Origin of the sequence: Brevibacillus brevis, from assembly GCF_900637055.1 — a bacterium.
GTDB lineage: Bacteria > Bacillota > Bacilli > Brevibacillales > Brevibacillaceae > Brevibacillus > Brevibacillus brevis.
The window spans coordinates 4,030,680-4,052,844 of the sequence record NZ_LR134338.1 but is presented as its reverse complement, the minus strand read 5'-3'; the positions used below and the strand labels follow the sequence as shown (position 1 = coordinate 4,052,844).

22 protein-coding genes are annotated in these 22,165 nt (G+C 47.6%); 18 read left to right on the top strand and 4 right to left on the bottom strand.

Annotated features, from left to right (window positions below; translation table 11 throughout):
- Window positions 1-71: 71 nt before the first annotated feature.
- A complete protein-coding gene (locus tag EL268_RS19375) occupies window positions 72-527 on the bottom strand; it encodes a hypothetical protein (RefSeq protein WP_106653975.1) in 456 nt (151 codons plus the stop codon).
- A gap of 356 nt (window positions 528-883) precedes the next feature.
- On the opposite strand from EL268_RS19375, the gene EL268_RS19365 reads away from it, so the two are divergent.
- From EL268_RS19365 to EL268_RS19300, 14 genes are all read left to right on the top strand, one after another.
- Window positions 884-1,156, top strand: coding sequence for a YolD-like family protein (locus EL268_RS19365; RefSeq protein WP_106653977.1), 273 nt, complete (start codon window positions 884-886; stop codon window positions 1,154-1,156).
- 3 nt (window positions 1,157-1,159) lie between these two features.
- Entirely contained in the window at window positions 1,160-1,657 is a 498-nt protein-coding gene (locus EL268_RS19360) for a YhjD family protein (protein WP_106653978.1), read from the top strand.
- Window positions 1,658-2,085: 428 nt separating this feature from the next.
- The gene (gene hemW / locus EL268_RS19355) at window positions 2,086-3,228 is read left to right on the top strand and encodes a radical SAM family heme chaperone HemW (RefSeq protein WP_106653979.1); all 1,143 of its coding nucleotides are present in this window, start codon (window positions 2,086-2,088) and stop codon (window positions 3,226-3,228) included.
- A 153-nt stretch (window positions 3,229-3,381) separates the two neighbouring features.
- Window positions 3,382-4,407 (top strand): heat-inducible transcriptional repressor HrcA, encoded by a 1,026-nt coding sequence (gene hrcA, locus EL268_RS19350; RefSeq protein WP_106653980.1) that lies wholly within the window; start codon window positions 3,382-3,384, stop codon window positions 4,405-4,407.
- Between the two features lie 58 nt (window positions 4,408-4,465).
- Window positions 4,466-5,008: a nucleotide exchange factor GrpE gene (grpE, locus tag EL268_RS19345; protein WP_232029939.1), complete on the top strand. Its 543-nt coding sequence runs from the start codon at window positions 4,466-4,468 to the stop codon at window positions 5,006-5,008.
- A 51-nt stretch (window positions 5,009-5,059) separates the two neighbouring features.
- On the top strand, window positions 5,060-6,889 hold the full coding sequence (dnaK, locus tag EL268_RS19340) for a molecular chaperone DnaK (protein WP_106653981.1): 1,830 nt from the start codon (window positions 5,060-5,062) through the stop codon (window positions 6,887-6,889).
- Between the two features lie 150 nt (window positions 6,890-7,039).
- Entirely contained in the window at window positions 7,040-8,167 is a 1,128-nt protein-coding gene (dnaJ, locus tag EL268_RS19335) for a molecular chaperone DnaJ (protein WP_106653982.1), read from the top strand.
- 99 nt (window positions 8,168-8,266) lie between these two features.
- Window positions 8,267-9,208: a 50S ribosomal protein L11 methyltransferase gene (gene prmA, locus EL268_RS19330; RefSeq protein ID WP_106653983.1), complete on the top strand. Its 942-nt coding sequence runs from the start codon at window positions 8,267-8,269 to the stop codon at window positions 9,206-9,208.
- An 18-nt stretch (window positions 9,209-9,226) separates the two neighbouring features.
- Window positions 9,227-9,985, top strand: coding sequence for a 16S rRNA (uracil(1498)-N(3))-methyltransferase (locus tag EL268_RS19325; protein WP_106653984.1), 759 nt, complete (start codon window positions 9,227-9,229; stop codon window positions 9,983-9,985).
- Window positions 9,986-10,086: 101 nt separating this feature from the next.
- Window positions 10,087-11,445 carry a tRNA (N(6)-L-threonylcarbamoyladenosine(37)-C(2))-methylthiotransferase MtaB gene (mtaB, locus tag EL268_RS19320; protein ID WP_106653985.1) on the top strand — a complete coding sequence of 453 codons (1,359 nt, stop codon included), beginning with the start codon at window positions 10,087-10,089 and terminating at the stop codon, window positions 11,443-11,445.
- A complete protein-coding gene (locus EL268_RS19315; RefSeq protein WP_106653986.1) occupies window positions 11,442-11,870 on the top strand; it encodes an NUDIX hydrolase in 429 nt (142 codons plus the stop codon). The genes mtaB and EL268_RS19315 overlap by 4 nt, the downstream gene beginning before the upstream one ends.
- A gap of 4 nt (window positions 11,871-11,874) precedes the next feature.
- A complete protein-coding gene (deoC, locus tag EL268_RS19310; RefSeq protein ID WP_056491071.1) occupies window positions 11,875-12,540 on the top strand; it encodes a deoxyribose-phosphate aldolase in 666 nt (221 codons plus the stop codon).
- 98 nt (window positions 12,541-12,638) lie between these two features.
- Window positions 12,639-13,034 (top strand): CidA/LrgA family protein, encoded by a 396-nt coding sequence (locus EL268_RS19305; RefSeq protein WP_106653987.1) that lies wholly within the window; start codon window positions 12,639-12,641, stop codon window positions 13,032-13,034.
- The gene (locus EL268_RS19300) at window positions 13,027-13,692 is read left to right on the top strand and encodes an LrgB family protein (RefSeq protein ID WP_106653988.1); all 666 of its coding nucleotides are present in this window, start codon (window positions 13,027-13,029) and stop codon (window positions 13,690-13,692) included. Before EL268_RS19305 ends, EL268_RS19300 begins: the two co-directional genes overlap by 8 nt.
- On the opposite strand, the gene EL268_RS19295 is transcribed toward EL268_RS19300, so the two are convergent.
- Window positions 13,658-14,641: a Na/Pi cotransporter family protein gene (locus EL268_RS19295; RefSeq protein ID WP_106653989.1), complete on the bottom strand. Its 984-nt coding sequence runs from the start codon at window positions 14,639-14,641 to the stop codon at window positions 13,658-13,660. The two genes, EL268_RS19300 and EL268_RS19295, sit on opposite strands and share 35 nt — an antisense overlap.
- An 89-nt stretch (window positions 14,642-14,730) precedes the next feature.
- Between EL268_RS19295 and EL268_RS19290 the strand changes: the two genes are divergently transcribed.
- On the top strand, window positions 14,731-16,026 hold the full coding sequence (locus EL268_RS19290; protein ID WP_106653990.1) for a class I SAM-dependent rRNA methyltransferase: 1,296 nt from the start codon (window positions 14,731-14,733) through the stop codon (window positions 16,024-16,026).
- Window positions 16,027-16,089: 63 nt separating this feature from the next.
- On the opposite strand, the gene EL268_RS19285 is transcribed toward EL268_RS19290, so the two are convergent.
- A complete protein-coding gene (locus EL268_RS19285; protein ID WP_007727654.1) occupies window positions 16,090-16,278 on the bottom strand; it encodes a DUF4177 domain-containing protein in 189 nt (62 codons plus the stop codon).
- Window positions 16,279-16,378: 100 nt separating this feature from the next.
- Entirely contained in the window at window positions 16,379-16,870 is a 492-nt protein-coding gene (locus EL268_RS19280) for a hypothetical protein (RefSeq protein ID WP_106653991.1), read from the bottom strand.
- A gap of 232 nt (window positions 16,871-17,102) precedes the next feature.
- On the opposite strand from EL268_RS19280, the gene EL268_RS19275 reads away from it, so the two are divergent.
- The 3 genes from EL268_RS19275 to EL268_RS19265 all read left to right on the top strand — a co-directional run bounded on the left by EL268_RS19275 (window position 17,103) and on the right by EL268_RS19265 (window position 22,161).
- Window positions 17,103-18,230 (top strand): D-alanine--D-alanine ligase, encoded by a 1,128-nt coding sequence (locus EL268_RS19275; protein WP_164724582.1) that lies wholly within the window; start codon window positions 17,103-17,105, stop codon window positions 18,228-18,230.
- 219 nt (window positions 18,231-18,449) lie between these two features.
- Window positions 18,450-20,255, top strand: coding sequence for an IucA/IucC family protein (locus EL268_RS19270; RefSeq protein ID WP_106653993.1), 1,806 nt, complete (start codon window positions 18,450-18,452; stop codon window positions 20,253-20,255).
- A gap of 40 nt (window positions 20,256-20,295) precedes the next feature.
- Window positions 20,296-22,161, top strand: coding sequence for an IucA/IucC family protein (locus EL268_RS19265; protein ID WP_106653994.1), 1,866 nt, complete (start codon window positions 20,296-20,298; stop codon window positions 22,159-22,161).
- Window positions 22,162-22,165 lie beyond the last annotated feature (4 nt).

Sequence of the window (22,165 nt, the reverse complement as noted above, 5' to 3'; positions counted from 1 at the left end):
CTCTGGTGATTAGGGGTAACTTGCAACAGAAAAGGCCCAACTCCTACTGATAAGGAGTTGGGCCTTTTTCATTATTTCGGTGCGACGTCGCCGCCGTGATTTGCATCAGCTTCATACTCAATCACATCTTCATCGATAACGGTGTTTCCCATTTTTATTGTTGTTTCAACTCGATAGAAAGCTTTTGTCGGGAATTTTATCCATCTGTAGTATGTCGTTCCGGAAACTTTGATGTCGCCAGTAATAGAGGAACCTACCCCAGCAGAAATGGCAGCCGCAATAGGAGCTGTCCATTCAGTCGGCACGCCACGTTTTTCCAACAATTTAGCGATAGTAGCAGTTCCACCAGCAACAGCAGCAATTATGGAACTTTTAGGAATTGTATAGCTGTTGCTAAAAGACCCATCCCATTCTGATTTAGCTTGTGCCTCTTGAATTGCGCGGTCTTGAGGAGCAGCGAACGCAGGTGTAATGGCAGATACCGCCATTACAATAGCCATAGCTCCAGAGAATAATACTTTTTTCATTTACATCCACTCCCATTAATTGGATAATTTTGTAAACAATTAGAGTATAAATGTTGTTTCTATAAATGTCAATTATTGGTAATTAATTCGTATATTCACTTTATATCTCCCCACTGGTAAAAATTGTGGTTGCATGTTCGCATGGTGTTCTCATAAAATAAGAACAAACGTTCGTAAAAGGATGATTAACATGGAGACAATCCAAGAAGAGATTGATGGCCAACTCCAAGCAATACCCGTTTTACCCCCAAAGCACCTAAAAGCAATACGCAAAATCCGTACTGGGGCAAGTCCTGGATGCGCCCCTGACATTCTCCGAGATTTGATAGAGGCTGGATTGGTGGAGGAGACTTTGAATGACCCTACTGTATGAACATCACTATGAAGAAGTCGTTGTTCCGTTACCCGAGGTTGATCCAGATTCATTGGCAGAAATGAACGTGATTATTTACGACTCTGTACGTAAAGACTATGCGGTCAACGTTAGTTGGCACGAGAACTGTATTCGGAGAGAATGGGGCGTGGTCAAAGACATTGACCAGGAGGCCCGTAAAATTAAACTTGTTCGGGTTGATGGTGTATGGTGGGTGCCCATTGAAAAAATGCTACAGGTAGAGCGGGTGTATTAGACAATGATTCAACCTGACCAATGGCGAGAGATTCTTCACGAAACGATATTGTATGGCACGCTTTTTAAGGCGCTGGCGATGGATGCAGAAAGTCTTAATCAGGATCAGCTCAAAATGTCATACCGCCCAATGATGGATACCATTTCTATGTGGGCAGAGCGGAAACACCACGAATATCGGAGCCAGTTTGGGAGGATGGGTGGCAAAATTCACGTTCAGAAGACAACTGATGGTTTTCTATACTCTGTAGTTGTAACTGTCCGTGGCCGACAAGAAGAGTGCATATATAACGTGACGCATTTAAAAGCTGAATGCCAGGTAAGGCTTAACGATTTTCTATACAGTGCCATGCGAACGGGCGTGCATAAACTGAACAGAGGGACTATAGCAGCAAACAACCCGCCAAGAAAAATGAGGCGGGTTGTTTTTATTCCTTCATTAATATATATAGCTTGTATAGCTGAAAATATTTATCCACCCTACAGCCACCGTTTCTGGTGAATAGATGACGGATTGACTCGATACGCAAAAATACACTATGATGTTGAAGCCTTCACAAATTCTTGTCATATCAACGTTTACAGAATACGCTCTGATTTGATACGATGCATTATGATGCGTTGGGTCAACAAGAAGCATTTATGGCTGTATTGCGCATGGATGATAAGAAGTAGGCCTGACCTTGTGTCAGGTCTTTTCCATTAAAGAGGTTGTCAAAAAATCGGCTTTTGATCACGAAGTAGTAATGAAAGTTGATTCGGCGTCGAAATTGGCGTTCACCTTCGAAGTCCGGTGCTCATGTAGGTCCCCTACACTCCGCTCCTCCTTCATCAGGTTCTCGCCATTTTCTCGGTGCTGAAAAGCCGATTTTTTGACTTTTATTGAAAAAGGTTGTAAAAAAGCCGTTTTTATTAAGGAGGGAAAGGGACATGATGCCACAATCGGTTTACATTCACATTCCCTTTTGTACGAATAAATGCTACTACTGTGACTTCAACTCATTTGTGACGAACAATCCGCAGCTCATCTGGGATTATTTAGATGCGTTGAAAAGTGAAATGGAGCTCACATTCAGCCAACAGCCGATCGAGCAAGTGAAAACGATTTTTGTCGGTGGAGGGACGCCTACGTTTCTCGATCACGCCCAAATGCGCGCGTTTTTGGAAATCGTACAAAAGCAATTGGGCAAGTACTGGGCGGATGATATCGAGTTTTCGATGGAAGCGAATCCAGGAACGACAGATGTGGAAAAGCTGCGGATCATGCGTGAGCTGGGTGTCAATCGTTTGAGCTTTGGTGTGCAGTCCTTTGACGACGCGCTCTTAAAGCGACTGGGACGAATCCACGACCAGGAAGCTGTGTACCGCAGTATCGATAATGCGAAAAAAGTAGGCTTTGACAACTTCAGCATCGACCTGATGTTTGGATTGCCGGATCAGACACTGGACATTTTCCGTCAGACGTTGGACAAGGCGTTTGGGTTAGAAACCACCCATTTCTCCGCGTACAGTCTCAAGGTGGAGGAGAACACGCTGTTCCACACGCTCTATCAGAAGGATCAGCTGCCACTGCCATCTGAAGAAACAGAGCTTGAGATGTACATGGTATTAATAGAAGAGATGGAGCGGCATGGGTACAAGCAATATGAAATCAGCAATTTTGCAAAACCAGGCTTCGAGAGCAAACATAATAAAACCTATTGGCTCAATCGTGAATACTATGGGGTGGGTGCAGGTGCCCACGGGTATGTGTGCGGCCATCGACACGTGAATGCTGGACCACTTGCGATTTACATGCAGAAGTGCAAGGAAGGGCTGCCGCGTGTAGAACAATTCGAGGTACCGCGTGAGGATGCCATGGAGGAACAGATGATTTTGGGACTACGCTTGAGAGAAGGAGTTGACCTTTCAGCGTTTGCCTCCCGCTTTGGCGCAACTGTTCATGATGTTTTTGGGACAATAATAGAAGAAGAGATTGCCAAAGGAATGCTGGAAGAACAGAGCGGGTTTTTGAAGCTGACGAAACAGGGGCTTCCGCTCGGAAATGAGGTATTTGCGCGCTTTCTCCGTTAAGGACAAAGCGAAACTCGCGAAAAATGAGATTTTTTGTCTCTGGAACTAGCGCAAGCTCGTTGACAAATCCTTCTACTATTGATACCTTAGTATATAGATTTAGCACTCGATAAGCATGAGTGCTAACAATCCAACAGGAGGCGAGCGACATCCATGTTATCAGACCGTCAACAAATGATTTTGAACGCGATTGTCGATAATTACATTCATTCTGCCGAACCTGTTGGCTCCCGAACCATTTCCAAACGGGACGACATCGGATTCTCTTCGGCAACGATACGTAACGAGATGTCTGATTTGGAGGAGCTGGGATACTTAGAACAGCCCCACACATCGGCGGGACGTGTTCCTTCTACAAAAGGATACCGCTTCTACGTCGATAACCTGATTCAGCCCCATCTTTTGGAGGAAGCTGAGTTGGGTAAACTAAAACAGTTGTTTGCCGAACGTATTCTTCACGCAGAACAAGTGGTAGAGTACACTGCCCAAATTCTCTCTCAGTTGACAAACTACACGGCGATTGTCTTGGGTCCAGAGATTTTTGAGCATCGGTTAAAACATATTCAAATCGTTCCTCTCAATCCTGAACAGGCTGTCGCGATTGTGGTGACACATACCGGACGAGTGGAGAACAAGCTGATCGATCTTCCAGAAGGCATTGGTGCCGGGGAAATCGAGAGACTCGTCAATCTGTTGAATGCAAAGCTGAGCGACGTGCCACTATGGCAGCTTCGGCAGCGTCTTTATCAAGAGATTTCCGGTGAAATGCAACGTCATACGGAGCAGTATGAAGAAATTCTTCAGCTCCTCAACAACTCGCTGACACAAGAAGAAGAACGAGTATACTTACGCGGTGCGACCAAGATCATGAATCAGCCAGAATTCCGAGACGTGGATAAAGTCAAGGATATTCTCGAGCTATTGGAGCAGCACGATCAATTGATGAATGTGATCGGCATGCAGGGTGATGGTCTCACGGTACGCATCGGACAGGAAAACCAGCTAGACGCGATTAAGCAATGCAGTATTATTACCACTTCTTATTCGCTTGGAGGCAAGCCGGTCGGAATGGTGGGGATACTTGGTCCGACGCGAATGGAATATGGCAAGGTCATTACTGTGCTCAACCATTTGGCGGAAGGCCTATCGCGCATGCTGACTTCGCAGTTTGAGAAATAAATGGAGTGAATGGCTAAAAAGTCTTTTGACTGAGAAAAGCCGCCAGGAGGTAGTGACGTTGAGCGAGGAAAAAGTAACGCAAGACCCGACTCTCGAAGAAGAACAAGTAGCAAAGGATGCAGACCAAGCGGAAGCAACCGAGATGAACTGGGAGCAAGAGGCTGCTCACTGGAAGGCTCAGGCTGAGGATCACCAAAACCGCATGCTGCGCGCCATGGCCGATATGGATAACCTTCGCCGCCGTGTTCGCAAAGAGCAGGAAGATCTGGCTAAATACGCTTCTCTTAAAATCGTGGAAGAGCTTCTGCCAGTTCTCGATAACTTCGAGCGAGCACTTGCCGCTGACAAGGAATCCATGACAGTAGACTCCCTCTTGGAGGGTGTAAACATGGTATATCGTCAGATGGTCCAAGTTTTCGATAAAGAAGGCTTGGCTGCAATCGAGGCAAAAGGAAAACCATTTGACCCTCACATCCATCAGGCGGTTATGCAAACACAAGACCCTGAGTTTGACTCAGGCGTTGTGGTAGCCGAGCTGCAAAAAGGATATATGTTCAAAGACCGCGTCGTTCGTCCGGCGATGGTTCAAGTAAACGAGTAATCTCAAATAAGCTAAATTCACTAGACGTATAGTGTTAGGAGGACATTTTGTATGAGTCGCGTAATCGGAATTGACTTGGGAACAACCAACTCTTGTGTAGCAGTTATGGAAGGCGGCGAGCCAGTCGTTATTGCCAATGCGGAAGGAAACCGCACCACACCATCCGTGGTAGCATTCAAAAACGGCGAGCGCATCGTTGGGGAAGCGGCAAAACGCCAAGCGATCACCAATCCAGACAATACCGTAATCTCCATCAAGCGCCACATGGGTAGCACCCATAAAGAAACGCTGGAAGGCAACCAGTACACACCTGAGCAAATCTCTGCTATGATCCTGCAAAAGCTGAAAGCAGACGCTGAAGCCTACCTCGGTCAATCTGTGACGCAGGCAGTGATTACGGTTCCAGCTTACTTCAATGACAGCCAACGCCAAGCAACAAAAGATGCTGGTAAAATTGCTGGCTTGGAAGTACTGCGTATCGTGAACGAACCAACCGCAGCTGCACTAGCATACGGTATGGAGAAAACAGAAGATCAAACCGTTCTCGTATTCGACTTGGGCGGCGGTACCTTTGACGTATCCATTCTCGAATTGTCAGATGGCTTCTTCGAAGTAAAAGCGACTTCCGGTGACAACAAGCTGGGCGGAGACGACTTCGACGATGTTGTCATGAACTACCTGGTGAGCGAATTCAAAAAAGAGCATGGCATCGACCTGTCCAAGGATCGCATGGCTCAACAACGTTTGAAAGACGCTGCGGAAAAAGCGAAGAAAGACCTCTCCGGCGTATTGACTACGACCATTTCCCTGCCGTTCATTACAGCAGATGCAACAGGTCCAAAGCACTTGGAGATGAACCTGACTCGTGCGAAGTTCGAAGAGCTGTCTGCTGAACTGGTTGAGCGTACCATGGGCCCAACTCGTCAAGCGCTGAAAGACGCTGGTCTGACTCCAAGCGAACTGGATCGCGTTATCCTGGTGGGTGGTTCTACTCGTATCCCGGCGGTACAAGAAGCAATCAAGAAATTTACAGGGAAAGAACCACATAAAGGTGTGAACCCAGACGAAGTAGTAGCACTGGGAGCGGCTGTTCAAGCGGGCGTACTGACTGGTGACGTGAAAGACGTCGTTCTTCTCGACGTAACTCCACTGTCCCTCGGTATCGAAACATTGGGTGGCGTATTCACCAAGCTGATCGATCGCAACACGACGATCCCAACAAGCAAATCCCAAGTGTTCTCTACAGCTGCGGACAACCAAACATCTGTAGAAATTCACGTTCTCCAAGGGGAGCGTCAAATGGCAGGCGACAACAAATCGCTCGGACGCTTCAACTTGTCCGATATCCCGCCAGCGCCACGCGGTATCCCGCAAATCGAAGTATCCTTCGATATTGACGCGAACGGTATCGTAAACGTGCGTGCAAAAGACCTGGGTACAGGTAAAGAGCAACGTATCACGATCACTTCTAACTCCGGTCTGTCCGACGATGAGATCGATCGCATGGTAAAAGATGCTGAGTTGAATGCAGAAGCGGACAAACAACGCAAAGAGCAAGTAGAAGTTCGCAACGAAGCTGACCAACTCGTCTTCACGACTGAGAAAACACTGAAAGAAGTAGAAGGCAAGATCGACCAAGCTGAAATCGACCGCGCTAACGCTGCGAAAGATAAAGTGAAAGCTGCTCTGGAAGGCGGCAACATCGAAGAGATCAAGACAGCGAAAGATGAACTGTCCGAGATCATCCAACAAATTTCGGTGAAGCTCTATGAGCAGGCTGCACAAGCACAAGCGGCACAAGGTGGCGGCGCTGAAGGTCAAGAGCCGAAGAAAGACAATGTCGTTGATGCTGACTACGAAGTGGTAGACGATAAAAAGTAACACGCTGGAACTGTGAGGGGAGAGATTTCTTCCCTCACTTCCCACGATGTGACCCATGAAAGTCAAAGTCACGGAATGCTGACTTTGACTTTTTTTCAAGTCTGTCACATGCTATGATAACAGTTGACTGTCATGGGAGTGATGTAGGAGATGAAACGTGATTTATACGAGGTTCTGGGCGTAGCAAAGGACGCGGACGCTGATGAAATCAAAAAAGCGTATCGCAAGCTGGCACGTCAGTACCATCCGGATGTAAATAAAGAGGCTGACGCGGAAGAAAAGTTCAAAGAAGTTAAGGATGCGTACGACATCCTGTCCGAGCCACAAAAGCGTGCGCAGTATGACCGTTTTGGTCACCAAGACCCGAATCAGGGCTTCGGTGGCGGAGGTTTTGATGGATCAGGCATGGGCGGCTTCGGAGATATTTTTGATATGTTCTTCGGTGGTGGCGGCAGACGTTCGAATCCAAATGCGCCGCGCAAAGGATCTGATCTGCAATTTGGCCTCAGCATTGAATTTATCGACGCGATTTTTGGAAAAGAAACCGACGTGGAAATTCCAAAAGAAGCAGAATGCGATACGTGCCTTGGTTCTGGTGCGAAGCCTGGTTCCGGTGTAGATACATGTAAGACTTGTAGCGGTACAGGACAGCAAGAAGTAGTGGCGAACACGCCATTCGGCCGAATCGTCAATCGCCGTGTTTGCCAGACTTGCGAAGGCAAAGGGAAAGTCGTCAAAGAAAAATGTTCAACTTGCCGTGGTAGTGGACGTGTCAAGGTACGCCGCAAAATTCATCTCAACATCCCAGCAGGTGTGGACGATGGAGCACAATTGCGCGTAACAGGCGAGGGAGAACCGGGCGCAAACGGTGGACCTCCTGGCGATTTGTACGTCGTATTGCGTGTCAAAAGTCATGAGTTTTTCGAGCGTGAAGGAAATGATATTTACTGTGAGGTTCCGCTTACTTACGCACAGGCAGCACTTGGAGATGAGATCGAAGTGCCGACTGTTGATGGTCGCGTGAAGTTGAAGATCCCGGCGGGTACCCAAACAGAGACATTCTTCCGCTTGCGTGGAAAAGGTGTTCCGCATTTGCGTGGAAACGGCCGCGGAGATCAGCATGTGAAAGTGCGCGTCATTACGCCGACCAAGCTGAGCGATAAACAAAAGGAATTGTTGCGTGAGCTCGCCGAACTGTCTGGTGAAAAGCCAGGACAGCATGGGGGAGAAGACGAAAGCTTTTTCGAAAAAATGAAACGGGCATTCCGCGGCGAGTAATCCGTCGCGGTTTTGTCCGCTTTTTGCCTAATGTTTCGTGTAGCGAAGCCGATTAAATGAAAAGCCCAATTGGGAGCTTATGTGGGGAGTGGTAGATTCGTGAAATGGTCAGAAATCAGTATCCATACTACAGCGGAGGCTACGGAGGCGGTGTCAAGCCTCTTGTATGAATTGGGTGCCAATGGTGTCGTAATTGAAGACCCGGAGGTGCTTTATCGTGAGTGGGATACCCCCTTTGGCGAAATCTACCAGCTTTCTCCTGATGATTTTCCGGCCGAGGGCGTATTCGTTAAAGCATACCTGCCGGTTGACAGCAGCGAACTGCTAGACGTTGTAGAAGAGCTGAAAGAGCAATTGGCGCAGTTGATCGAGTACGGTTTGGACATCGGCAAGGCATCGATTGCTGTAAACGATGTTCACGAAGATGAATGGGCCCACGCCTGGAAAAAATATTACAAACCGGTTCACGTGTCTGATCGCATGACGATCAAGCCAGTATGGGAAGAGTACGTGCCGAAGCATCCGGATGAGATCATTATCGAGATGGACCCAGGCATGGCATTTGGAACAGGTACACATCCGACGACCATTCTTTGTCTGCGAGCACTTGAGAAGTATCTGGCGAAAGGCGATCAGGTGTATGATGTTGGGACAGGCACAGCTATTTTGAGTATTGCAGCTATCAAGCTCGGAGCAAAAGATGTGCTGGCGATGGACTTGGATGAAGTAGCTGTACGCTCTGCACAGGCCAATACAGAATTAAATGGTGTGCATGAGCATATCAACGTGAGACAAAACAACTTGCTCGACGGCATCGAGGAGCAGGTGGAAGTGGTCGTGGCTAACATTTTGGCTGAAGTCATCGTGCGTTTCACCGACGATGTATTCCGCGTGTTGAAGCCAGGTGGCACCTTTATCTCGTCAGGTATTATTGCTGCACGTGAAGCGGATGTGAAAGCGGCGTTGGCGGCTTCAGGTCTTGAGGTCGTGGAAACCATTTTCATCGATGACTGGGTAGCAATTGTAGCAAAAAAACGATAGAATAGTGGGGTTGGCGAGATGCAACGATATTTTGTCGAGCCACATTCCTTTACTGAGAATGAGCTAACGATTGTCGGAGACGATGTACACCATATCGTAAATGTAATGCGTGCTCGGGAAGGCGAAGAAATCATCGTTTCTGATGGAGCGGGCAGGTCGGCACGGGCCAAGCTTGTCTATCTTTCTGCCAAGGAAGTACGAGCAGAAGTAATCGAAATGCTCCAAGAAGAACGAGAACTGCCGATCCGGGTCACAATTGGTCAGGGGCTTCCAAAAGGCGAGAAGCTGGAGTGGATTTTGCAAAAGGGGACGGAACTTGGGGCGTACTCTTTTTTTCCGTTTTCTTCTGAGCGAACCATTGTAAAGCTGGACGCCAAAAAAGAAGCGAAAAAACTGGAGCGTTGGCGCAAAATTGTTAAGGAGGCTGCTGAACAGTCTCATCGTGCTGTTTTGCCAGAGCTTTTATCTCCTGTTTCTTTTCGTGAGATACTTCATGCTGGCCAGTCGTATACGCATTGCGCAATTGCCTATGAAAAAGAAGGCAGTACCACAATTCATCAAGTGCTAGAAGAGATGACTGCTGGGGATTCACTTCTCGTCCTCGTTGGACCGGAGGGAGGCTTCTCTCCTGAGGAAGTGGCGCAAGCAGAGAGCAAAGGGTTTCGGACGGTTTCCTTAGGCCCGCGCATTTTGCGCACGGAAACGGCAAGCCAGTACGTTTTGGCCTGCGCTTCCTATCAGTTTGAACGAAAGGCTTCATCACTTCGCAAAGGATGAGCAGGAACGAAACGGTCATGACCGTTTCGTTGACCGCAAGCGGTCACATCCACTTTTATGAAAAACGTCGAGACGTTTTTCACGGAAAAGGAGGAATGGCAATGTCTACCGTTGCTTTTCATACATTGGGCTGTAAAGTAAACAGCTATGAAACAGAGGCCATCTGGCAATTGTTCAAGGCAGACGGCTACGAGAGAGTCGACTTTGAACAAGATGATGCAGATGTTTACGTCATTAATACTTGTACGGTTACGAACACGGGAGATAAGAAGAGCCGCCAGGTGATTCGTCGTGCGATTCGCCGGAATCCTGAGGCGATCGTAGCAGTAACTGGCTGCTATGCGCAAACCTCTCCAAGTGAGATTGCGCAAATTCCCGGTGTAGATATCGTAGTTGGTACACAAGGGCGCGAGAAGCTGATCGAGTACGTGGATCAAATTCGTGCAGAACGCAAGCCGATCAACGCAGTAGGCAACATTATGAAAGCTCGCGAATTCGAAGAGCTGGATGTTCCTAACTTTACGGATCGCACACGTGCTTCCCTCAAGATTCAAGAGGGCTGCAACAACTTTTGTACGTTTTGTATTATTCCTTGGGCGCGCGGTCTGATGCGTTCCCGCAAACCGGAAAGCGTCGTCGAACAGGCACAAAAGCTGGTGGAAGCGGGCTATCTGGAAATCGTTTTGACTGGGATTCATACAGGTGGATACGGCGAGGATTTGGAAGACTACAATTTGGCCAAGCTGTTGATTGACCTTCACCAAGTGGAAGGCCTCAAGCGCATCCGCATCAGTTCGATCGAGGCGAGCCAAATCACCGATGAAGTGATTGAGGTCATCAACAACTCCGATCGTGTCGTGCGCCATCTGCATGTACCGCTGCAAGCGGGCGATGACGAAGTGTTGAAACGCATGCGCCGCAAGTATACGACTGCTGAGTTTTACGAAAGAATGGTCAAAGTACGCGAAGCATTGCCAGGTGCAGCCATTACAACAGACGTCATCGTAGGCTTCCCGGGTGAGACCGAAGAGCAATTCTGGAACGGATACGAGTTTATGAAGAAAATCGGTTTTGCCGAGATGCACGTATTCCCGTACTCCATGCGTACAGGTACACCAGCAGCCCGTATGACGGATCAAATTCCTGAAGAAGAAAAGAACGAGCGCGTAGCGAAGCTTCTGGAACTCAATCAGGAATTGACCTTGGCATACTCGAAGAAATTCGTAGGAGATGTACTGGAAGTCATTCCGGAGCGTCCGTTTAAAGAAGCACCTGACAGCGGTCTTCTCATGGGCTACTCCGATAACTACCTGAACGTTGTATTCCCTGGCGATGAGAGCATGATCGGCAAGATTTGCAAGGTCAGACTGGACGAACCAGGCTCGGAATACTGCAAAGGAACTTTTGTCCGCGTAGTGGAAACAGAGGCGCTGCCTTTTCTAAAGGAGCGAGCTATATGAGGGAGATATCGGCAGGAGGCGTTGTATACCAGAAGCAAGACACAGAGTACATGCTCCTATTGATTGAAGACCGCTATGGCAAAGTAACACTCGCAAAAGGGAAGCAGGAGATGGGTGAGACCATCGAAGAAACGGCTCTGCGCGAAGTTTTGGAAGAAACAGGCGTAGCCGGACGACTGGGGTCCAAGCTCGACATGATCACCTACGAGTATACGCATCCGGTAACGGGCGAATCCATCGACAAAGAAGTCCATTATTATTTGGTGGAAGCCTACAACACAGAGATCACCGTACAGTTGGAAGAAATCAATGATGTTCATTGGCATCCAGCAAAGGAAGCTTGGGATTTGCAACTGCAACGAGGATACCGTAACAATGACAGCATTCTTCGCCTTGCATTCGAACAATTAGGGATAGAGGTGTAGTTCTATGAACATGAACAAATATATCGACCACACGCTGTTGAAGCCTGATGCTACACAAGAGATGATTGACAAGCTTTGCCAAGAAGCAAGAGAGCACGACTTCATGTCTGTATGCGTAAACCCTTATTGGGTAAAACGCTCTGCTGAACTCCTGGCAGGCTCTGATGTGAAAGTGTGTACGGTTATCGGGTTCCCTCTGGGAGCAAGCACGATCGAGTCCAAAGCAGCCGAAACCCGCGATGCGATTGCAAACGGAGCGACTGAGGTAGATATGGTGCTGAACGTAGGTGCCCTGAAATCCGGCGACCTGGAAACTGTCAAAAATGACATCGCTGCTGTGAAGCAAGCTGCTGGCGATATTCTCTTGAAAGTGATTCTGGAGACTTGCCTCTTGACCGAAGAAGAAAAAGTAGTAGCGTGCAAGCTCTCCGTAGAGGCTGGTGCTGATTACGTTAAAACCTCCACAGGGTTTTCAACAGGTGGAGCAACGGTTGAAGATATCGCCCTGATGCGTAAAACCGTAGGACCAAATGTAGGCGTAAAAGCGTCTGGTGGTGTTCGTGACGGTGAAACAGCGGTTGCGATGATCGAAGCAGGAGCGAGCCGTATCGGTACGAGCTCCGGTGTTTCCATTGTAACTGGAGCAAAAACCACAGGCAGCGGATACTAATACGAAAGAAAGCCTGGCCGAGGTAAGGCCGGGCTTTTTCCGTCCTGCATGCTGATGTTCCTATAGAGAGGATAGGGAGCGGGGAGGAGATTAGCAAAATGAAATTTGTTAAAGGAATCGTCATCCTGTTGGCTTTTTATGGAGTAGGCGTAGCGGCGAGCAAATGGCTGCATATTCCCCTGCCCGGTAACCTGGTGGGAATGCTGCTGTTAACACTGGGACTGTGTATGGGATGGATACGAATGGATTGGGTGGAGCAAGCGGGTACTTTTCTAATCCGACACATGTTGCTCTTTTTCGTACCGATTATCGTCGGGGTCGCATCCTATTTAAACGTATTCACGCAAAATCCATTGCCAATCATACTATCGATGGTTCTCGGTCCATTGCTAGTCATGCTTGTGACTGGTGTGGTTGTGCAATGGTATTTGAAGCATCATAAACAAAAATCAGATTCGTCCTTGCAGCAAGAGGGGAGGACTCTGGATGCTTAGTCAATTTTTCGCCATTTTGGTATCGATAGCAGGGTACAAAGGGGCAACAATGATCAACGCTCGATTCCAACGATTGCAGCCTCTACTGGTGGCTGTGATCTTGGTCTGGACCTTGTGGTGGGCGTTTAGCGGCGATTGGGAGGCATTTGCTGCAGGAGGCCAGTGGATTTCCTTTTGGCTCGGCCCTGCAACCGTGGCACTCGCTATTCCGCTTGCGAAACAGATCAAGGAGTTTGCGCATATTTGGCGCGGTGTTTTGCTTGGTGTATGTGCAGGCTGTGCAGTTGCAATCATCGTCGTTATCGCGGTTCATTGGTGTCTGGGTTCAGATGAGCTCGTATACAAAAGCATGCTTAGCAAATCCGTGACCACCCCGATCGCGTTAGAGCTGAGTCGTTCCATAGGTGGGGAACCTGCGCTTGCGGCCTTTTTTACCGCGTTGACAGGTATGGTCGGTGTGATGATTGCCCGTCCTGTTCTCAAATGGGGAAAAATCACGGACGATTGGGCAATCGGGATCGCTATCGGTACGAGTGCACACGCCATTGGTACGGCCAGCTTGAATCGCGTTTCTCCTGTTCAAACGGCAGCGTCAAGTGTCGCAATGATCGTGGCAGGCGTCATTACTTCCATCTACTTGATACCATTTTCTTTCTGAAGGTGAAGTCAGTAGGACGATGCTTATCAGGGATCAGCCATTGAATAAACCGGGCAATCTGCGGGACGAATGGCAGCGCGACCAACGAGCAGACGAGATTGAAGATCGTCTGTGAATGGGCGATCTGCATAGAAGGACTATCCGTTAAAAATGCACTGACGAGGGCAAGCTGGGAAAGAAACGGTAAAAAAACAATCGCACCTGCAACGTTGAAGAGCGTATGGCACCATGCGACCTGCTTGGATGCCGTATTCGTGCCAATCGCAGCGATGACAGCGGTAAAGCAAGTTCCGACGTTCGCTCCCAATACGATGGCGAGTGCCGTTTCCATCGAAAGAATTTGATGGCTGAGCAGGCCCATCGTGATTACGGTCGTAGCGGAACCGCTATGAATGAGAGCGGTGAAAATGATCCCGGTAATCAAACCGATCCAAATGGAATGCCTGCTCTCCAGAAAAAGCGAACGAAACGTCTCAGACTGCTCCAAAGGCTTTGCCATGACTTTCAACGTATCGATACCGAGGAAGATCAGTCCGAAGCCGGCGAGGACGAGACCAATGCAACGAATGTTTCGGCGCGGCATCAGCCATAGAGCCACTCCGATGAGAAGCATGGGGATGGCAAACGACTCGAGCTTGAGCGCAACCAGCTCCGTTGTCACTGTCGTGCCCAGATTGGTTCCCAATATGATGCCGACGGTTTGCGTGAACTGGATGATGCCTGCGTTCGTCAGCCCAATCGTCAGGACGGTTACCGCACTGGAGCTTTGCAAGACAAAAGTAGCGAAGAGACCAATCCAGAAGCTATGGAGTGGGGTACGTGTAAATCGCCCCATCCATTCTTCCATTTTTTTGCCGGCGAGGTTTTGAAAGCCGGAGCGCATGGCGTACATACCGATAAGAAAAAAAGTGAGCCCAAAGGTAAAAGGGGCGAGGATGGAGACTATCACAAGATACGTTCCTCCCTGTCCATTTTTAGCAAGTTACTATAACGCTATGCCTGTACAAGGGCAAGCATGACAAGAGGAGGAATTGCTGTATGGCACGTGTGCTATTGAATCAACATCGGAAAAAGCGGCTAGAAGTAGGACATCCGTGGATTTTTCAATCAGAGGTATTGGAAATTCAAGGGGATGTAGAACCAGGTGAAATCGTCGAGGTCACCAATCACAAAGGACATTTTTTGGCAAAGGGCTACATTAACCCAGCTTCACAAATGATCGTGCGCATTTTGAGCTACGACCAAAAGGAAGAGATCAACTACGACTTTTTCTTGCGCAAAATCAAGCAGGCGGCAGAATTCCGGACGAGATTTGTAGACAACCCGCGTGCTTGCCGTGTCATTTACGGGGAAGCAGACTTTTTGCCAGGACTCATCGTCGATTGCTACGAAGACACATTGGTTGTCCAAGTTCTCTCGTTGGGGATGGAGAAGCGCATCGATTGGATTCGGGATGCACTCGTAGAGGTATTTGCACCGGCAGGTATTTATTTGCGCAATGATGTACCTGTCCGTGAACTGGAAGGGCTGACTCAAGGCAAAGAAGTCCTGTACGGAGAGTGTCCGCGTGAGGTATTGATCGAAGAAAACGGATTGAAATACTATGTCGATATCATAGAGGGGCAAAAGACCGGCTTTTTCTATGATCAGCGGGAAAATCGCGCTTCCATCGCGCTATTGATGAAAGGCTGGGGCGAAAAGCACGGCATTACCCTGACGAGCATGGAAGTAGACGGCGAGACAAAGCAGGTGCCAGTAGACAAGCGCGGTAAAGTGGTCAAAAATCCGTTTTGGGATGGCGCTGAGGTATTGGAATGCTTTACACACACAGGTTCCTTTACCCTGAATGCTTGCAAGCACGGTGCGAAAAAAGTGACAGCTCTCGATATTTCCGAGCACGCCATCGAAACAGCGAAGCGTAACATTACACTCAATGGCTTTTTGCATCGCGTTGATTTTGTGGTGGCCAATGCGTTTGATTACTTGCGAGAAAATGTAGAGGCGGGTAAGAGCTGGGATGTGGTCATTCTTGACCCGCCAGCGTTCGCGAAATCGCGTGGAGCAGTGAAAGGCGCTTGCCGCGGTTACAAAGATATTAACTTAAACGGGATGAAGCTCGTTCGTCCAGGCGGATTTCTCGTTACAGCGTCTTGCTCGTACCATATGTCACCTGAGCTGTTCCTGCAAACGATTCAAGAAGCAGCGGTCGATGCGAAAAAGATATTGCGCCTGATTGAATGGCGAGGCGCGGGCAAGGATCATCCACAAATCAGTGGGGCTGACGAAGCTCATTACTTGAAATTTGCCATCTTTGAAGTAAGAGATCGTCGATAGAGAAAAAGAAAAACAGCGTCCGCTTAAGAACGGCGCTGTTTTTCTTTTCGGTTTCAGACTGAGTTAAGACTTTGGTTTTTCAAAAATCAATTCGAAGTATTTGGCCATACCGTCGCCCCCGATGCTTGGAGCAAAGATTTGCACCAAACGCCAGCCTTCCTTGGCGTGCTCGTGGACAACGGTCTGATAATCTTCTTTTGGTTGGCGTCGAAAAGAGGACAGCTCAACTCGGACGAATTTGTATTCAAACATGTTCTTTCCCCCCGCTTGTATCGTCTCTCTTTTTATACGCGCGACGAGCGGAAAGAGTTGCAAAAAGAATGTGAATCATTTCGAATCAAGAAATAAGTGCTCATGATAATTGCTTATCATTTTTTACACGCCTGACGAGATCGAGTGCCTGCTTGAACCCCAGTTCCTTGCCTAAAAAGACTTGTCCTTCGGCGGGGGTAGAAGCGCGGGTCTGGCTTAAGTTCTGAAGCTCGTGGGTCAAGAGATGCTCGACCAGATATAACTGTACCTGACCAATTTCCCGTTCGCTTTTCCGATCACGCTCCTTGAACTTAGCCCGCTGCTGACTTTCCTCCACGTACTTGTCAATATCATCCTCCAAAAAATGTGAGGCATTGCAGATGATCTGGCGGTAATCATCCGTCTTAGAGGGAATGGTACGGATGGTGTGACCGAGATGGGCGAGGAGAAATTTGTTCAAGACGATTGGGTCACGGGTGTAGTTGTTATGCAGCAGCGAATATTCCCCCAAGAAAGAACCGCTGTCCTTATCGTAGCTGTGCAATAATGTGTAAGAAGAGCAGTACGTGCAGTACAGTAAATAATCTCTCATGGAAATCCCTCCAAAAATAGCTCCATGACAGGAATTTTATTTATATGGTATGAGAAAAAACGTAAGCAGGTGATACTTGCTTCTCTTGTTTTTGGCGTTTGGTTTGTGTATGCTAAATGACGGGCTCGGCCCGGTAAATAGAGCAGATGTTGGGCTTTTGCATAGCATAGGAGAGAGTAGAAACTGGGTAGACTCTCCGTTTTTGTGCGGAGGGGAAAGGAGCATGACACAGATGGGTAATCAAAAGATTCGACTGGGCATTATTTATGGAGGAAAATCCTCAGAGCATGAAGTTTCATTGCGTACGGCCATGTCCATTATGCAGGCTGTAGATGCAAATAAATATGAGGTAACCCCTGTGTACGTTCAATTGGATGGCTCTTGGGTGACTGGGGAAACACTGGCTGGTCAACTGCCGGATAAGATCGAAGCGTTGCGCTTGTCGGCAAAAACACCAGCTATTACCGAGGCAACAGAGACAGGGCAAGAACTGGCGATCGCAAGCAAGCCAGGATCGCTGTTTGCCATGAATGAGCAAATGGATGTTGTTTTCCCTGTGATCCACGGACCATTTGGCGAAGATGGGACGATCCAGGGACTGTTGGAATTGGCGAATATTCCGTATGTGGGAACCGGAGTTATGGCTTCCGCTGTCGGAATGGATAAATGGATGATGAAGACCGTCTTTGCACAGGCTGGACTTCCACAAGTGAAATATGTAGGCTTTCTGCGCTCGCAATGGGAAAAAGGCCAGGATGATGTCATGGATCGGATCGAGCGTGAACTCGGCTATCCGTGTTTCGTCAAACCGGCGAATATGGGCTCCAGCGTAGGGATTAACAAAGCGAAAAATCGTGAGGAGCTCAAACACGCATTAGATGTAGCTGCCAAATTCGACCGCAGATTGATTGTGGAAGAGTTCGTTCAAGCACGTGAGTTGGAGATTGGCGTTTTGGGGAATGAAGAGCTGATGACATCTGTCGTTGGGGAAGTCATTGCCGCGAAAGAATTTTACGATTATGAAGCAAAGTACAAAGGGGCGGGAACAGAACTCTCCATTCCTGCCATCGTTCCCGAGCATGTATCCGGACAAATCGCGGAAATAGCCAAGCAAGCATTCCAGGCTCTCGATGGCTCTGGCCTTTCCCGCATAGACTTTTTCTGGGATGAGAAAAACGACAAGCTCTATATCAACGAAGTGAATACGATGCCAGGCTTTACGCCGTTTAGCATGTATCCAATGCTTTTCCAAGCTGCGGGTGTGAGCTACAGCGAGCTGATCGATCGCCTGGTGCAACTTGCTATCGAGCGACATGCGGATAAAGGTCGCAACGTTGTAGATGCGGAAGAGTTGGAATAACTATGAGAAAAAAGATGCTGATGAATCGGCATCTTTTTTCTTTTTGTGTAGGAGGGAGGAACTAATTTCGGTCAGCCGATCTCTCCTAACTGTATAAGATGAATATTATTGCTTGAAATGAGAATGATAATCGTTTACATTATTTATGGGACGTTTTACCAGTTATGTAAGTCACTATGCTTGGATAAAAAAATTGGATCAAGCAAGAGGAGAGGTAACATGTTTGTAGTCAAGCATATCGCAGAGCATGCAACGATGCAGAGCTTTCTCAATTGTTATCTCCGAGAAACAGGTAGGGGCGAGTGGATCAATCGGAAAGACGAGATTACGAAGCATCTAACGAAAATCATACAGCCGAGTACAACAGGTACGTACCTTCATTGCGAACTCCCGCATCAGGGGATATCCCTCTATGTCGGTGTCAAATATCATTCGGTGACAGGCAGGCATTTGTTTCATTATCCAGCTTGCTACCGAAGTGGTGACTGTTCTCGTTTCGTTCAGGCGGACTATTTGACATTAGCGGTTCTTTTGATAAAAGAGTTAACGCTTCAGCATGGGGAAAATGCAGTTCCAGATGAATTAGTCTTGCGTATGATTCAAAGTTGCCAAAGCATTGAGAAATTTGTTAGGACTCGCAAAAGCAACGCGGAGATTTTATATGGGGTGGATCAAAGCTTCATCGAAGCTGAGCAGGCACTTTTGTTCGGTCATTTGTTCCATCCAACACCGAAGAGTCAGCAAGGAATTCCTGAGGCCAAGCAAGCTTTGTATGCACCGGAGTGTTGCGGGAAGTTTCAACTCCATTTGTTTGCTGCCCATCCGTCGATTGTTCACGAAAAATCTGGGTTAACAGAATCCGCTTCGCAATTACTGAAGGGCGAGTTTCCTTCGATATCTGATGTCGATCCATCATTTTCAATCGTCCCGATTCATCCGCTTCAAGCAGAATGGTTGCTTGAACAGGTAGCCGTTCAATCCTTGATCGAGAAAGGGTTGCTTCTATACCTGGGCCCAGCGGGTGAGGAGTATATGGCAACATCCTCTCTTCGAACGGTTTATCATCCTGAAAAGAAATACATGCTCAAGCTGTCCGTCCCAATCAAAGTTACGAATTCTTTACGGATCAACAAGTTAAGTGAAATGGAGATTGGTTTAGAGGCGAAGCAAATTTTTGAAACAGGGATCGGTGAAGTGAGTCGCAAGTATCCAGGCTTTGGCTTTATCTCTGATCCGGCTTACATCACGATCACGTTTGATCGGGAGAAAGAAACAGGATTTGAAGTGATCCTGCGTGATAATCCCTTTATGGGGAGTAATGCTCGGCAAGTCACACAAATCGCTGCGCTCGTGCAAGATCCACTTCCTGGTTACAAAAGTAGGTTGGCAACGATCATTCACCATTTGGCACAAAAGGAAGGTAAGACACTGGAAGTAGTTAGTTTGGAATGGTTTAAGCGGTATGTAGATATTTCATTGAAACCAATGGTATGGCTCTATCTAAAGTACGGAATCGGCTTGGAAGCCCATCAACAGAATAGTGTGGTCACTCTTAAAGACGGATACCCGGATCAGTTCTATTATCGTGATAATCAAGGCTACTATTTCTCAGAATCGATGCAAGAAGTATTAGAGGCAGAATTGCCTGGGATTGGCAAGGCGAGTAGGAACATTTACAAAGACCATCTTGTAGATGAGCGAATCACCTATTATATGATTTTTAACCATATGTTTGGACTCATTAATGGATTTGGAACAGAAGGATTAATTGATGAACAAATCTTATTGGCAGAGATGCATGAGGTTTTGACAGAGTTTTTACCTATGAATCGAGAGGCATCGAAGTTTCTGGAGAATCTACTTACGCGCGAACAGCTTCCTTGTAAGGCGAATCTGCTCACGCGCTTCTATGATCTTGATGAATTAACCCAACCGGAAGAGAGATCATCTGTTTTTGTTTACATAGATAATCCTTTAGCAAAAGTAAAGCAGACCGAAAAGGCAGAGCTGCATGCTTTTGGATAGCTTACGAGCATCCAGCTTGAAGAGACTTGGAGGATAAGGTATGGAGTTCACAATACAAGATTTCTCGATTGAAGAGGCACTTCACTCGACACAGTACGTTCAGGTGAGAAGAAGGGTGTTTCGACAATGCATCGAGTCTTTGTTATATGAGGGAATTTTGATTCCTGAGACCTTGCAAGAGGGTGAAGAGACGATTTACACCCTACATGGGCTTGATGAGGGGAATCTGCCTATTCGCTATCGTTGCCGAGGGCGGAGGAGTGCTAGTTTTGGACTTGTTCGTCTTGGGAAGGACCCCGTTACTCGTGTTGCTTACGATCAAAGCGGAGCTGCCCAGCAAGAATCAGAAGCGATATCCCTCACTCGTTTTTTATTGGAATTATTCCGAATGAAAACGGTAGATGAACAAAGGCTGAAGCTTTTTGCCAATGATCTGGAACAAACGTTGTTAAAGGATACTTTATCCCAATACTATCGGGTACAAAATGATATACGGATGCAGGGCAAATCGTACGATGAGCTGGAAGGTGATCTGATGGACGGTCACCCTTACCACCCAAGCTATAAATCACGTGTTGGATTTACTTACGCAGATCATTTTGCCTATGGTCCTGAATTTAAGCAGGAAGTTCATTTTCTTTGGTTAGCGATAAAAAAACAATATGCTCAAGTATCCATTGATCAAGGAAGAAATTTCGATGACCTTCTTTTGGATGAAATAGGTCGAGAACAAAAAGAAGTCTTTCAGCAAATCATCGTCAATCATGGATGCGATCCTGAGCAGTATGCCCTCGTGCCTGTCCATCCTTGGCAGTGGCGGAATCATATCGTGCCTGGATTTCTGGACGATATCCATCGCAAAGAGATCATTGTGCTAGGCGTAGGCGCTGATGGTCATCGTCCACAACAATCCATTCGCACATTTGCTAACAAAAGTAATCCGCATAAACCGTATCTGAAACTCTCGATCAACGTGGTGAATACTTCAGCGGCACGTCATCTCACCCCCCATTCACTGGCAAGTGCACCCATCGTTTCGAGGTGGCTCAAGGGGATAACGGACGCAGATTCGTATTTACGAGATGTGCAAAAGGTGATCATGCTCCAAGAGTTTGCAGCAGTGGCATACGATCCTCCACCTGCTTCTGACCTGGTGGAAATGGTTACATTCGGGGTAATTGGGTGCATGTGGAGAGAAAGTCTCATCCCTCATCTCGAAGCGGGAGAAGATGCGGTTCCTTATAACGCATTAGCGGCTGTAGAGGTGGATGGGGTGCCGTTCATTGATCGTTGGATTCGTGAGCAAGGGCTAGAGAATTGGCTTGCACGATTAATGGAAAGCAGTGTATTGCCAGTTGTTCATATTCTTGTGAAACACGGGATTGCGATGGAATCCCACGGGCAGAATATGATCCTGGTGCATCGGGAGGGTGTCCCTACTCGGGTAGCATTGAAGGATTTTCATGAAGATTTGATTTTTTGCCAACCGTTCTTGAGTGAGCCAGACAAATGCCCGAACTTCGCGGAAGTGCACGAATATTACGCAACGAAACCAGATAATGTGATGTTCCACATGGATGAAACATCAACCGTCAGAGATTTGACGTTAGAGACATTATTTTTGATCAATCTGGGGCAACTCGCACGGCTATTAGAAGAGCATTACGGATATGCCGAAGAGCAATTCTGGGAGATGGCCGTTCAGGTATTGGAGGGTCACCAAAAACAATTCCCGGAATTGGCGGAGCGATTTAAGCGATTTGATCTGTTTGTTCCAAGCGTGCAGGTAGAGAAATTGACCAAGAAAAAGCTATATACAACGAATGAGAACTATCATTTGCATGAAGTTCCCAATCCTTTGTTCGAGGCAAGGAAAAGGCTTCATTCCATGGCTGTGGGAGGTTAATCGC

Coding starts and splice junctions, on each gene's coding strand:
- EL268_RS19365 (WP_106653977.1), top strand. CDS start 884: ATGACCCTACTGTATGAACATCACTATGAAGAAGTCGTTGTTCCGTTA.
- deoC (WP_056491071.1), top strand. CDS start 11,875: ATGAACATGAACAAATATATCGACCACACGCTGTTGAAGCCTGATGCT.
- mtaB (WP_106653985.1), top strand. CDS start 10,087: ATGTCTACCGTTGCTTTTCATACATTGGGCTGTAAAGTAAACAGCTAT.
- EL268_RS19300 (WP_106653988.1), top strand. CDS start 13,027: ATGCTTAGTCAATTTTTCGCCATTTTGGTATCGATAGCAGGGTACAAA.
- EL268_RS19270 (WP_106653993.1), top strand. CDS start 18,450: ATGTTTGTAGTCAAGCATATCGCAGAGCATGCAACGATGCAGAGCTTT.
- dnaK (WP_106653981.1), top strand. CDS start 5,060: ATGAGTCGCGTAATCGGAATTGACTTGGGAACAACCAACTCTTGTGTA.
- EL268_RS19275 (WP_164724582.1), top strand. CDS start 17,103: ATGGGTAATCAAAAGATTCGACTGGGCATTATTTATGGAGGAAAATCC.
- hemW (WP_106653979.1), top strand. CDS start 2,086: ATGATGCCACAATCGGTTTACATTCACATTCCCTTTTGTACGAATAAA.
- hrcA (WP_106653980.1), top strand. CDS start 3,382: ATGTTATCAGACCGTCAACAAATGATTTTGAACGCGATTGTCGATAAT.
- EL268_RS19290 (WP_106653990.1), top strand. CDS start 14,731: ATGGCACGTGTGCTATTGAATCAACATCGGAAAAAGCGGCTAGAAGTA.
- EL268_RS19305 (WP_106653987.1), top strand. CDS start 12,639: ATGAAATTTGTTAAAGGAATCGTCATCCTGTTGGCTTTTTATGGAGTA.
- EL268_RS19360 (WP_106653978.1), top strand. CDS start 1,160: ATGATTCAACCTGACCAATGGCGAGAGATTCTTCACGAAACGATATTG.
- EL268_RS19285 (WP_007727654.1), bottom strand. CDS start 16,278: ATGTTTGAATACAAATTCGTCCGAGTTGAGCTGTCCTCTTTTCGACGC.
- EL268_RS19325 (WP_106653984.1), top strand. CDS start 9,227: ATGCAACGATATTTTGTCGAGCCACATTCCTTTACTGAGAATGAGCTA.
- EL268_RS19265 (WP_106653994.1), top strand. CDS start 20,296: ATGGAGTTCACAATACAAGATTTCTCGATTGAAGAGGCACTTCACTCG.
- EL268_RS19280 (WP_106653991.1), bottom strand. CDS start 16,870: ATGAGAGATTATTTACTGTACTGCACGTACTGCTCTTCTTACACATTA.
- dnaJ (WP_106653982.1), top strand. CDS start 7,040: ATGAAACGTGATTTATACGAGGTTCTGGGCGTAGCAAAGGACGCGGAC.
- EL268_RS19375 (WP_106653975.1), bottom strand. CDS start 527: ATGAAAAAAGTATTATTCTCTGGAGCTATGGCTATTGTAATGGCGGTA.
- EL268_RS19315 (WP_106653986.1), top strand. CDS start 11,442: ATGAGGGAGATATCGGCAGGAGGCGTTGTATACCAGAAGCAAGACACA.